The sequence below is a fragment of the Curtobacterium uvaldense genome (assembly GCF_028307415.1).
Taxonomy (GTDB): Bacteria; Actinomycetota; Actinomycetes; order Actinomycetales; family Microbacteriaceae; genus Curtobacterium.
On sequence record NZ_JAQMHU010000038.1, the window covers coordinates 16,318 to 27,060 of the forward strand.

A 10,743-nucleotide genomic window follows, 5' to 3' on the forward strand; every position below is an offset into this window, starting at 1 on the left:
GCGCATGGCACGCTCCGCGACCGGTACCGCCGCCCCACGGATCACCCCGATCGAACCGCGGGATCTCGACGACTGGGCACCGGCGCCCGGTGACGTCCTGACCGGGGACCGGATCGACGGCAGGCGCATCGACGTGCTCGACCTCGCGGGCGAGCGCCTGCCCGACCTCGAGCTCGAGGAGTGCGTGGTCGACACGCTCCGGGCGGACGGCACCGACCTGCGCGGACTGCGCATCCGCGACTCGGTGGTCGAGACGCTCGACGCGCCGGTGTTCCGCGCCTCGAGCAGCGCCTGGCGCGAGGTCCGGGTCGCCGGTGGCCGGGTCGGCTCCGCCGAGCTGTACGACGCGACGCTGAACGGGGTCGAGTTCGTCGGCATGAAGCTCGGGTTCGTCAACCTGCGCGGCTCGACGCTCACCGACGTCGTGTTCCGCGACTGCGTGGTCGACGAGCTCGACGTCGCCGACGCCCGGCTGCTGCGCGTGGCCTTCCCCGGCACCCGGATCCGCTCCGTGGAGGGCTCGGGCACCCGCATCGAGCACGTGGACCTGCGCGACGCCGACCTCGACCGGGTGGAGCGGCTCGAGGGCCTCCGCGGGGCGACGATCGGCACCGACCAGCTGTTCGCCCTCGCGCCGCTCCTGGCAGCGCAGGCCGGCTACCGCGTGGAGTGACCGGCGGGCTCCGCGTCGGCGGCCAGCGCCGCCGCGATGTCGGCCTGGACGAGGTCGCCGTGCACCGCGGCACCGGCCTGGGTCCCCGCAGCCGCCGACGCGATGACGGTGGCCATCGGTGACGTGACGTTGCCCGCGGCGTACACCCCGCGGACGCCCGTCTGGCCGACCGCGTCGACGGTGAGCCCACCGCCGAACCGGAAGCCGTTCACGACGACGTCCTCCGCGTGCAGCCCGAGCCACTCGAGGAACCCGACGCGTGGCTCCGCCGTGCTCGACGCCGCGAGCGCGTCGAGCCCGACGACCTCCCCGGAGTCGAGCTCGACACCGGTCAGGACGCCGTCCGAGGAGCGGACCCGCGTGATCGACGCCTCGACCACCTCGACGCCGCGGGCCCGGAGACCGGCGAGCGCGGTGTCGTCGACCAGTGCGGGGTCCGTGACGAACGCCGTGACCCGGTCGCTCAGCGCGCGGAACATCTGGGCGTGGTGCGCACCGTTCGGTGTGGTGACGAGGACACCGATGCGGCCGTCGCGGACCTCCCACCCGTGGCAGAACGGGCAGTGCACGACGCCGCGTCCCCACTGCTCGGCGAGGCCGGGGACGTCCGGCAGCACGTCGACGGCGCCGGAGGCGACGACCAGCCGGCGCGACGTGACGACCGCTCCGGAGTCGAGGGTGACCGAGAAGCCGACGGGGTCGACACCGGTGCCCTCGGTGGCGGACGTGGCCACGACCCTCCCGGCCGCGACCTCGACGCCGTACGCGGCGACCTCCTCACGGCCGATCCGGGTCAGCTCCGCGGGTGCGACGCCCTCGCGCCCGAGGTAGTTGTGGGCGCCCTCGGCGGGCGCGTTCCGGGGCTCACCCGCATCGACGACGAGGACGGAACGGCGCGACCGCCCCGTGATGAGTGCGGCGGACAGGCCGGCGGCCGAGCCGCCGATGACGATGACGTCGTAGTGATCACGCATGACCGCATCATGGACAGTGGTCGGCGACAACGGCAACGAATCTTGCCGGTGTGGCAACATGGCGGCATGGTGCACGGCCGGGAGGAACGGATCACCCCACCGACGACGGCGCAGGTCGTCGACGCGGTCGGCCCGCGGCTGCGGTCGCTGCGGGAGCGACGACAGGTCACGCTCGCGGCGCTCGCCGCGGAGACCGGCATCTCGGTGTCGACGCTCTCGCGGCTCGAGTCGGGGCAGCGTCGACCGACCCTCGAGCTGCTGCTGCCCCTCGCCCGGGCGTACCAGGTGCCGCTCGACGACCTCGTCGGCGCACCGCAGACCGGCGACCCACGCGTCCACCTGCAGCCCGAGCGGCACGGCGGTCGCGTGGTGATCCCGCTGACGAAGCGCACCGGGGGCGTGCGGTCGTTCAAGCAGCTCATCCCGCCGATGCCGGCGAACGGCGACCGGAGCCTGAAGACGCACGAGGGCTACGAGTGGCTCTACGTGCTGTCGGGACGCCTGCGCCTGCTGCTCGGCGACCGCGACTTCGACCTCGGGCCGGGCGAGGTCGTCGAGTTCGACACGCACACCCCGCACTGGATCGGCAACACCACGGACGAGGTCACCGAGGTGCTCTGCCTGTACGGGCCGCAGGGGGAGCGGGCCCACGTGCGGTCACGGCCGGCGGGCTGAGGCGCAGCCGAACACGTGCCCGACGACGTCCTCGAGGAGCCCGTCCGTCGGCACGTTCGACTGGGCGATGCGGATGCCGATGTCGCCGCGGGTGAAGTAGGTGTCGCCGTCGGTCACGGGGTACTGCGGGTTCTGCGTGACCTTCTGGCACCGGAGCCCGTCGTCGACGGACGCGCAGTCGAAGCCGGACAGTCCGCGGAGCGCCTCCGTGGCACGCGACGGGACGACGTTCTCGACCTGGATGGTGAGGTTCGTGAGGTCGGCCTCGGGGTCACGCCAGACGCAGTACAACCGTTGCCCGCTCGACTGCCGTGCCGGGGTCAGTGCGGTGCGGGGGACCTCGAGGTCACCGACGACGGCGGGGTCGTTCAGGGCTGCCTCGTCGGTGTACTCGAACGCGCCCGGTGTCACGAGGTCGTCGCACGTCTCCGGCACCGTGCCCGTCGCGGCGGCCGGTGCGGTGCTCGACGGCGGTGACGACGTGTGCGTCGCCCCGGAGCCGGGCGTCCGTGCCGGGGTGGCGCCGTCGGTCGGGGTCGGCGCACCCGACGTCGTCGACGACGAGGACGTGCTCGCGGTCGGGGTGGCGCCGTCACCGCCGGCGCCGGTGCACCCTGACAGGGTGAGCGCGAGGCCCACCCCGAGTCCGATCGTGGCGAGCAGCGTCGTGGTGCGTGTGTGCCGCATCGTTCCGCCCCCGGGTGCGTCGTCAGGTGTCCACCCGACCTCGTGCTGCCGACGGTAGTCGTCGACGCCGCTCGGTGCGCCGGTCAGCGCCGGAGCGTCCAGCGAGCGGTGACCCGGTCCCGGAGCGCCACGCGGCCCCGTCGCGCCCACCGCCGCACCGGGTTCGCCCGCCGGCCGTTGACCCGGAAGGTGTGGAACGCGCGCCGGGTCCGCCGCGCGACGGAGGCCGCACCGGACAACGGCCGCGCCGACACCTCGACGGTGAGCGACCGGGCGGCCACCACGTGCCACGCGGGGTCGAGCTGCATCGAGAGGTCGACGTCGTCGTGCACCTCCGGGTCGTCACGGTGTGCCCGGCAACGGGCCGCGAGCCACGTGGCACGATGCATCGCCATCGCCGAGCCGAACAGCGGAGGACGTCCGAGCGCCGACCACATCAGCACGAAGTACGGACCCATGTAGAGCCCGTCCCACAGGCGGCGCAGGACCCGGCCGCCCTCGCGCGGTCGACCGGGGCCGGTGACCGCCACGACGCCCGGCCGTTCGAGCAGGCGCACCGACTCGGCAATCCATCCCGGCGGCGGCACCGAGTCGGCGTCGAGCCGCGCGATGACGTCCCCCGAGGCGCGGTCGTACCCACGAGCCGAGGCCGAGGCGATGCCGCGCACCGGTTCGTGCAACACGGTCGCGCCCGCGGCCCGGGCGACCTCGACGCTGTCGTCGGTGCTGCCGTTGTCGACGACGAGGACCTCGTGCACGGGGTGCGTCTGCGCGGCCAGCGCGTCCAGGCAGCGTGCGAGGTGCTCGGCATCGTCGAGCACGGGGACGACGACGGAGACCTGCGGCACCCTGCCGATCCTGCCGGAGGCGCGCTGGGCGGACCGTCGGCCCCGCTGCCGCGGTCGACCACGGCAGCCCCTCCGCGTTCCGTGGACGGACCGACCGCGCAGATCGACGTTCCTGTGCTGCAACGCAGCGCCGGTCGCGCACGGTCGGGGCCAGCGCGACGGGTGCCGTACCCGCCGCGACCGAACCGGAAGGCCGACCATGACCACGAACCCACCCGGGAACGACTCCGGGACGCCCATCCACGACCGCACCGCGGCTGCCGAGGGACACGAGGTGCACCCGGGCGTGACGGTGCCCTCCTTCGGCACCGGCGTCCCCGCGCCGCGCGACACCGACCGCGACTTCGACGACGTCCTCCGGCCCGACGGCTTCGACGACGTCGAGCCGCTCGACGCGCTGCCCGCCGACGAGCAGCTCCCGGCGACGCCGTCCGCCGCCGGCGCGTCGGCACCGCTGCACGACTCCACGACGACGAGCACGGGCACGGGCACCTCCACCGGCTCCGTCCCGCCCGTCGGCGGGGCCACCGCCACGAGCACCGGTGCCGGCGCCGGCGGCGGCAGCAGCAGCGACGGCGGCAAGGCCGACGCAGCCAAGGGTGCCGCGCAGGACGTCGCCGGTGACGCGAAGGACAAGGCCGCGGACGTGGCCGGCACCGCGAAGGAGCAGGCGTCGAACGTCGCCTCCGAGGCGACCGACCACGCCAAGCAGCTCTACTCCCAGGCCTCCGACACGCTCAAGGAGCAGGCGGCCGGGCAGCAGGAGCGCGCCGCCGGAGGGCTCCGCAGCCTCGGCGAGCAGCTCGGCCGCATGGCCGACAAGGACGACGAGCAGGGCATCGCCGCGAAGGTCGTCCGCGACCTGTCGAACCGCGCGGGCTCCGCAGCCGGGTACCTCGAGAACCGCGACCCCGGCTCGCTCCTCGACGAGGTGAAGTCCTTCGCCGCGAAGCGTCCCGGCACGTTCATCGCGCTCGCCGCGGGCGCCGGCATCCTCGCCGGACGCCTGACGAAGGCCCTCGCCACCGAGGTCAAGCACGAGAAGGAGGCCGGCGAGACCTCGACCGGCACGGGGAGCGGCGTATGAGCCACACGGTCCCGGGCGCGACCCCGCTCGGTGAGCCGACGCCCGAGGAACGCGCCGCCACGACGCCCCTGGGCGAACTGCTGACCGACGTGTCCAAGGACCTGTCGTCGCTGTTCCGCCAGGAGGTCGCCCTCGCCAAGGCGGAGCTCACCGAGTCCGCCAAGAAGGCGGGCAAGGCCGGCGGCATGTTCGGCGGCGCCGGGCTCACCGCCCTGTTCGCCCTGTTGTTCCTGTCGATCGCCGCGTGGTGGGGTCTCGGGTACCTCATCGGCAACGCGTGGTCCGCCGTCGTGATCGCCGTGGTCTACGCGATCGTCGCCGCGATCCTCGCCGTCCGGGGGCGCAAGGAGATCAAGGAGATCCAGGGCGCCCCGCAGACGGTCGAGACCGTCAAGGAAGTCCCCGAAGCACTGAAGCCGAACACCGGGAGGAAGCCATGAGCACCCCAGAAGAGATCCGTGCCGACATCGAGCGCACCCGCGGTGCCCTCGGGTCCGACGTCGACGCCCTGGCCGACAAGGTCAACCCGTCCTCGATCGCGCACCGCCAGACCGACCGGGTGAAGAACCGTTTCCAGGGCGTCCGCGACTCGGTGATGGGCTCGGCGCACTCCGCCGGCTCGAGCGTCTCGGGGTCTGCCTCGGGTGCGACCGACCGGGCGAAGGACGTCGCGCACGAGGGCGTCCAGAAGGCCAAGGGCAACCCGCTCGCGGTCGGGCTCATCGCGTTCGGCGCCGGGTGGCTCGCCTCGTCGCTCATCCCGACGTCCGACAAGGAGGAGCAGCTCGCCGGTGAGCTCAAGGACAAGGCGGCACCCCTCGTCGAGGACGTCAAGTCCCAGGCGAAGGACGTCGGTTCGCAGCTGGGCGACGTGGCGAAGGAGCACGCGCAGGACCTCAAGGGGACCGCGCAGGATGCCGCGCAGACCGTCAAGGACGAGGCGCAGGGCGCCGCGTCCGACGTCCAGGAGCACGCGAAGGGTGCTGCGGACGACGTGCGCAGCAGCTGACGTCACCCCGTGACGGACGGGAGGCCCGTGGCGACGCCGCCACGGGCCTCCCGTCCGTTCCGCGGTAGCGTCGGGGCCCATGGACCCGATCGACGAACTCGCCGCCGAGTTGCGCCAGTCGATCGGCCGCGTCGTGCGGGCGGCCCGGCGCGAGGGCGACAGCCTGCCGCCGGCGCACTCGACGACGCTGGGGTTCCTCGGACGCGAGGGGCCGATGACGATCGCGGAGCTCGCCCGGCGACGCGGCGTGAAGCACCAGGGACAGTCCCGGACCGTTGCGGAGCTGACGAGCCAGGAGTACGTCGAGCGGACCGTGTCCGAGACGGACCGACGGGCGTCGGTGATCCGCATCACCGATGCCGGCCGCGCCGCGCTGCAGCGGGACATGGACGGGCGCGCGGACTGGCTCGCGACGGCCGTGCGTGCGGAGCTCGACGACGACGAGCGCGCGCTCCTCGCCCGGTTGCCCGACATCCTCGAGCGTCTGGCGCGCCGGGCTGACTGAGGGTCCCTCCGACAACCGGTCCCATTTGTACAACAGTGTTGTACAGTTGGCGACATGCAGCTGACGAAGTACAACCACGCCACCGTCGTCCTCGAGCAGGACGGCGCCTCGCTCGTCATCGACCCGGGCTCGTTCACGCCCGAGTCCGCCGACCTCGTCGCCGGGGCCACGGTCGTCCTCGTCACGCACGAGCACGCCGACCACTTCGCCGTCGACGCGATCCGTGCGGGTCTGGAGCGCAGCGCCGACGTCGTCGTCCACGGTCCGGCGTCGGTCGTCGAGCAGCTCGGCGACCACGACGGCCGCGTCCGCGCGGTCGCCGCGGGCGACACGGTCGAGGTCGGGCCCTTCCGTGCCCGGGTCTTCGGGGAGGAGCACGCGGTCATCCACCGCGACATCCCCACCATCGCGAACGTGGGCTACCTGGTGAACGACGCCGTCTTCCACCCGGGCGACGCCTACCTCGTGCCGGACGTCCCGGTCCGGACCCTGCTCGTCCCGACGAGCGGGCCGTGGGCGAAGACCGGCGAAGGTGTCGACTACGTCCGCGCGGTCGCACCGGAGCACGTGGTGCAGATCCACGAGCTGCTCCTCAGCGAGGGTGGTCAGGAGATGAACGTCCGGATGTTCGGCACCGAGGGCCTCGGTGGCGTCCCGGCGTCGATCCTGCCCGTCGGTTCGTCGATCGAGGTCTGATCGCGCGACCCTGGGTCGAACCGGTGGTCGTGGGAGCAGGCTGGGTGGATGCCTGATGCTCCCTCGACCGCCGTCCTGTTCGACATCGACGGCACCCTCGCCGACTCGAACTACGCGCACGTCGACGCATGGTGGCGAGCGTTCCGCGCCGCCGGCGAGTCCGTCGACGCGTGGCGGATCCACCGCGCGATCGGCATGGACTCCGGGCGCCTGCTCGAGGAGCTGCTGCCCGACGCCTCCGACGAGGTCCGTGACACCGCGAAGCAGTTCCACACCGCCTACTACTCGGAGCACATGCCGCAGCTGCGGCTGCTGCCCGGGGCGCGGGAACTGCTCGAGGCGGTCGCCGACGCCGGCCACGCGGTCGTGCTGGCGACGAGTGCGCCCGAGTCGGAGCTGTCGGTGCTGCGCGAGCTGCTCGACGCGTCCGCGTGGGTGACGGCCGAGACGAGCTCGGAGGACGTCGAGCAGGCGAAGCCGGACCCCGGGATCATCCAGGTCGCGCTCGACAAGGTCGGCGTCGCTGCGGATCGCGCGGTGATGGTCGGTGACGCCATGTGGGACGTCGAGTCGTCGGGGAAGGTCGGGCTGCCCTGCGTCGGTGTCATGACCGGCGGGATCGGCGGCGACGAACTCCGTGGAGCGGGAGCCGCGGCCGTGTACGACGACGCAGCCGCCGTGCTCGCCGCGTTCCGGGCGGGCGAGGGGCCGATCGCCGCGCTGGCCTGAGTCCCGCCCCGGTGCGTGCGAGGATGGACGATCGTGATCACGATCGAGCGCGTTGCCTGGGACGACCCTCGTGGAGTTGCCCTCCGCGCCACCATGGACGACGAGATGCACGAGCGCTACGGTGACGGGCACGCAGACGAGGACCCGGCCGTCACCGCCGAGCGGAACCGTGTGCTGGCCGTCGACCCGGCGACCGTGATCACCTCGTTGCTCGCGATCGACGAGGACGGTTCCGCCCTCGGGCACATCGCCGTCCGGCACCTCGGCGACGAGGTCGAGCTGAAGCGCCTGATCGTCCTCGCCGCCGCCCGCGGCAAGGGCGCCGCCACCGCGCTGCTCACCGAGGGCGAGCAGGTCGCACGCGAGCAGGGCGTGTCCCGCGTGATCCTGCAGACCGGCGACAAGCAGCCCGAGGCCGTCGCGCTGTACCGCAAGACGGGGTGGCAGCAGATCGACGTCTACGAGCCGTACGCCGCGACCATGCCCTGGTCGTTCTGCTTCGCGAAGGCGCTGTAACCCGTCCTCCTGTTGCACTCTCAGCATCAGAGTGCAATTCTTGCTCGGTGAGCCCCACCGAACGCACCCGCACGCTGCGCCGACGCATGGTCGTCGAGGCACGCCGGGCCACGATCGAGCACGGTCTGCACGGCTTCACCATCGAGCAGCTCTGCGAGACGGTCGGCGTCTCCCGGCGCACGTTCTTCAACCACTTCGCGTCGAAGGACGACGCCGTGCTCGGCATCGAGCAGGGCGCGATGTCGGAACTGCTCGCGGCGTACGCCGACGGCTCGCTCGTGCCGACGGACCTCGACCCGCTCGGGTCGATCGTCGCGCTCGCGATCGAGCAGATGCACGTCGTCGGGCTCGACCGCGCCGACGAGGCCCTGGTCCGTCGGGTGTTCGACGCCGAGCCGCTGATGGTCGCGAAGTTCCTGGCGGCCGCGGACGTCCAGCTCGCCGCGGTCGGACAGGCCGTGCGGGAGCGCTTCGGGTGGACCGACCCGGACGATCGACGGGCCCAGCTGGTCGCCGAGGCGGCCGCGGGCCTGCTCAAGGTCACCGCCGGCACCTACTTCGACGACGCCTTCGACGAGTCGACCGGGCCGTCGTTCGACGCGCTGCTCACCGACAACCTCCGCCAGCTCAGGGCGGCCATCACCACCACCGGACAGGACCACACCGCATGAGCGCCACCGCGCAGGGCACGAAGCGTGCCCGACCCGGATCCGACGGACCGCTGCTGCTGACGCAGCGACGCATCTGGATCATCTTCTCCGCCCTCATCGCCGGCATGCTCCTGTCGAGCCTCGACCAGACGATCGTGTCGACGGCGATGCCCACCATCGTGGGTGAACTCGGCGGCGTCGCGCACCAGGCCTGGCTCACCACCGGCTACCTGCTCGCATCGACCATCGTGATGCCGATCTACGGCAAGTTCGGCGACGTCCTCGGGCGCCGCAACCTGTTCCTCGTCGCGATCGCCCTGTTCACGATCGCGTCCGCCGGCTGCGCCTTCGCCGGCGACTTCACGCAGCTCGTCGTCTTCCGCGCGATGCAGGGCCTGGGCGGCGGTGGCCTGATGATCCTGTCGCAGGCGATCATCGCCGACATCGTCCCCGCCTCGGAGCGCGGCAAGTACCTCGGCCCGCTCGGCGCGATCTTCGGCCTGTCGGCGATCGGCGGCCCGCTGCTCGGCGGGTTCTTCGTCGACCACCTCACCTGGAACTGGGCGTTCTACATCAACATCCCGGTCGGCATCGCGGCGTTCTTCGTCGCCTGGTTCGCGCTGACCCTGCCGACGAAGAAGGCCGAGAAGCGGATCGACGTGCTCGGCGTCGTGCTCATGTCCGCCGCGACCACCTGCCTCGTGTTCTTCTCCGAGTTCGGCGGCAGCAGGGACCACGGCTGGGACGCCCCCGAGACGTGGGCCTGGTTCGCCGGACTCGTCGTCTCGGCCGCGCTGCTCGTGCTCGTCGAGTCGCGCGTCGAGGACCCGGTGCTGCCGATGTCGTTCTTCCGCAACCGCACGTTCCTGCTCGCGACGGGCATCGGCCTCGTGCTCGGCATCGGCATGTTCGCCGCGATCGGGTTCGTCCCGACGTTCCTGCAGATGGCGTCGGGTACCTCGGCCGCGGTGTCCGGCCTGCTCATGCTGCCGATGATGGTCGGCCTCATCGGTACCTCGATCGCGTCCGGCAACCTCATCACCAAGACCGGCCGCTACCGGGCGTTCCCGATCGTCGGCACGGTGCTCGTGGCGCTGGCCATGCTCGCCATGACGCAGCTCGCCGCGGACACCCCGATCTGGCTCATCTGCGCCTACCTGTTCGTGTTCGGCGCGGGGCTCGGGCTCATCATGCAGGTGGTCGTCCTCGTCGCGCAGAACGCCGTGCCCGCGGAGCAGGTGGGGACCGCGACGTCGACGAACAACTACTTCCGCGAGGTCGGCGCATCACTGGGCACCGCCGTCTTCGGCGCGCTGTTCACGGCACGGCTGACGAGCGCGCTGACCGACGTCTTCACCTCGGCAGGCGGGTCCGCCACCGACGCGGCGTCCTCGGCGGGCAGCATCGACCCGGCCACCGTCGCGAAGCTGCCCGAGGCGGTGCAGGACGGCATCGTGAACGCGTACGCCGACTCGCTCGCGCCCGTGTTCTGGTACCTGCTGCCGTTCATCGCGATCGCGTTCCTGCTCGCACTGTTCCTGCCGCAGATCCGCCTGTCGGACACGGCCGGCATGGTCGCGCGTGGCGAGGCGGTCGGCGGCGCCGAGGCGGACGAGCTCGAGCGTGCGCAGCGGGCCGGGACGCCCGGGACGGCCGGGGCGGCCGCGGCTCCGTCGCCCGGCCGGGCGTCGGAG

The 10,743-nt window shown here is 72.5% G+C and carries 14 protein-coding genes; 11 read left to right on the forward strand and 3 right to left on the reverse strand.

The features are described 5' to 3' along the window. The first annotated feature begins 4 nt into the window (after positions 1–4). The gene (locus PIJ49_RS15550; RefSeq protein ID WP_271827018.1) at positions 5–673 is read left to right on the forward strand and encodes a pentapeptide repeat-containing protein; all 669 of its coding nucleotides are present in this window, start codon (positions 5–7) and stop codon (positions 671–673) included. Here PIJ49_RS15550 and PIJ49_RS15555 read toward each other — a convergent pair. Then, on the reverse strand, positions 658–1,647 hold the full coding sequence (locus PIJ49_RS15555; RefSeq protein ID WP_271827019.1) for an NAD(P)/FAD-dependent oxidoreductase: 990 nt from the start codon (positions 1,645–1,647) through the stop codon (positions 658–660). The two genes, PIJ49_RS15550 and PIJ49_RS15555, sit on opposite strands and share 16 nt — an antisense overlap. Positions 1,648–1,713: 66 nt before the next feature. Here PIJ49_RS15555 and PIJ49_RS15560 point away from each other — a divergent pair, with 66 nt between their 5' ends. Then, positions 1,714–2,322 (forward strand): helix-turn-helix domain-containing protein, encoded by a 609-nt coding sequence (locus tag PIJ49_RS15560; protein ID WP_271827020.1) that lies wholly within the window; start codon positions 1,714–1,716, stop codon positions 2,320–2,322. Here the strand turns inward: PIJ49_RS15560 and PIJ49_RS15565 are convergent. Next, positions 2,305–3,009 (reverse strand): hypothetical protein, encoded by a 705-nt coding sequence (locus PIJ49_RS15565; RefSeq protein ID WP_271827021.1) that lies wholly within the window; start codon positions 3,007–3,009, stop codon positions 2,305–2,307. The genes PIJ49_RS15560 and PIJ49_RS15565 overlap by 18 nt on opposite strands. A gap of 83 nt (positions 3,010–3,092) precedes the next feature. After that, positions 3,093–3,857 carry a glycosyltransferase family 2 protein gene (locus tag PIJ49_RS15570; RefSeq protein ID WP_271827022.1) on the reverse strand — a complete coding sequence of 255 codons (765 nt, stop codon included), beginning with the start codon at positions 3,855–3,857 and terminating at the stop codon, positions 3,093–3,095. A 199-nt stretch (positions 3,858–4,056) separates the two neighbouring features. Between PIJ49_RS15570 and PIJ49_RS15575 the strand changes: the two genes are divergently transcribed. From PIJ49_RS15575 to PIJ49_RS15615, 9 genes are all read left to right on the forward strand, one after another. After that, positions 4,057–4,944 (forward strand): hypothetical protein, encoded by an 888-nt coding sequence (locus PIJ49_RS15575; RefSeq protein ID WP_251159973.1) that lies wholly within the window; start codon positions 4,057–4,059, stop codon positions 4,942–4,944. Beyond that, the gene (locus PIJ49_RS15580; protein ID WP_066651661.1) at positions 4,941–5,384 is read left to right on the forward strand and encodes a phage holin family protein; all 444 of its coding nucleotides are present in this window, start codon (positions 4,941–4,943) and stop codon (positions 5,382–5,384) included. Before PIJ49_RS15575 ends, PIJ49_RS15580 begins: the two co-directional genes overlap by 4 nt. Further along, positions 5,381–5,953, forward strand: a complete 573-nt coding sequence (locus PIJ49_RS15585; RefSeq protein ID WP_209684318.1) for a DUF3618 domain-containing protein — start codon at positions 5,381–5,383, stop codon at positions 5,951–5,953. The genes PIJ49_RS15580 and PIJ49_RS15585 overlap by 4 nt, the downstream gene beginning before the upstream one ends. Before the next feature lie 79 nt (positions 5,954–6,032). Beyond that, positions 6,033–6,458 (forward strand): MarR family winged helix-turn-helix transcriptional regulator, encoded by a 426-nt coding sequence (locus tag PIJ49_RS15590; RefSeq protein WP_209684316.1) that lies wholly within the window; start codon positions 6,033–6,035, stop codon positions 6,456–6,458. A gap of 54 nt (positions 6,459–6,512) precedes the next feature. Next, positions 6,513–7,154, forward strand: a complete 642-nt coding sequence (locus PIJ49_RS15595; protein ID WP_066651667.1) for an MBL fold metallo-hydrolase — start codon at positions 6,513–6,515, stop codon at positions 7,152–7,154. Positions 7,155–7,202: 48 nt separating this feature from the next. Further along, complete coding sequence (locus PIJ49_RS15600; RefSeq protein WP_066651668.1) at positions 7,203–7,883, forward strand: HAD family hydrolase; 681 nt, start codon at positions 7,203–7,205, stop codon at positions 7,881–7,883. A 33-nt stretch (positions 7,884–7,916) separates the two neighbouring features. Next, complete coding sequence (locus tag PIJ49_RS15605) at positions 7,917–8,399, forward strand: GNAT family N-acetyltransferase (RefSeq protein WP_235426426.1); 483 nt, start codon at positions 7,917–7,919, stop codon at positions 8,397–8,399. A gap of 47 nt (positions 8,400–8,446) precedes the next feature. Continuing rightward, positions 8,447–9,070: a TetR/AcrR family transcriptional regulator gene (locus tag PIJ49_RS15610; RefSeq protein ID WP_235426427.1), complete on the forward strand. Its 624-nt coding sequence runs from the start codon at positions 8,447–8,449 to the stop codon at positions 9,068–9,070. Continuing rightward, on the forward strand, positions 9,067–10,743 hold a 1,677-nt coding region (locus PIJ49_RS15615), incomplete at its 3' end, for an MDR family MFS transporter (protein ID WP_271827024.1). The genes PIJ49_RS15610 and PIJ49_RS15615, both read left to right, overlap by 4 nt.

Coding starts and splice junctions, on each gene's coding strand:
- PIJ49_RS15550 (WP_271827018.1), top strand. CDS start 5: ATGGCACGCTCCGCGACCGGTACCGCCGCCCCACGGATCACCCCGATC.
- PIJ49_RS15555 (WP_271827019.1), bottom strand. CDS start 1,647: ATGCGTGATCACTACGACGTCATCGTCATCGGCGGCTCGGCCGCCGGC.
- PIJ49_RS15560 (WP_271827020.1), top strand. CDS start 1,714: ATGGTGCACGGCCGGGAGGAACGGATCACCCCACCGACGACGGCGCAG.
- PIJ49_RS15565 (WP_271827021.1), bottom strand. CDS start 3,009: ATGCGGCACACACGCACCACGACGCTGCTCGCCACGATCGGACTCGGG.
- PIJ49_RS15575 (WP_251159973.1), top strand. CDS start 4,057: ATGACCACGAACCCACCCGGGAACGACTCCGGGACGCCCATCCACGAC.
- PIJ49_RS15580 (WP_066651661.1), top strand. CDS start 4,941: ATGAGCCACACGGTCCCGGGCGCGACCCCGCTCGGTGAGCCGACGCCC.
- PIJ49_RS15585 (WP_209684318.1), top strand. CDS start 5,381: ATGAGCACCCCAGAAGAGATCCGTGCCGACATCGAGCGCACCCGCGGT.
- PIJ49_RS15590 (WP_209684316.1), top strand. CDS start 6,033: ATGGACCCGATCGACGAACTCGCCGCCGAGTTGCGCCAGTCGATCGGC.
- PIJ49_RS15595 (WP_066651667.1), top strand. CDS start 6,513: ATGCAGCTGACGAAGTACAACCACGCCACCGTCGTCCTCGAGCAGGAC.
- PIJ49_RS15600 (WP_066651668.1), top strand. CDS start 7,203: ATGCCTGATGCTCCCTCGACCGCCGTCCTGTTCGACATCGACGGCACC.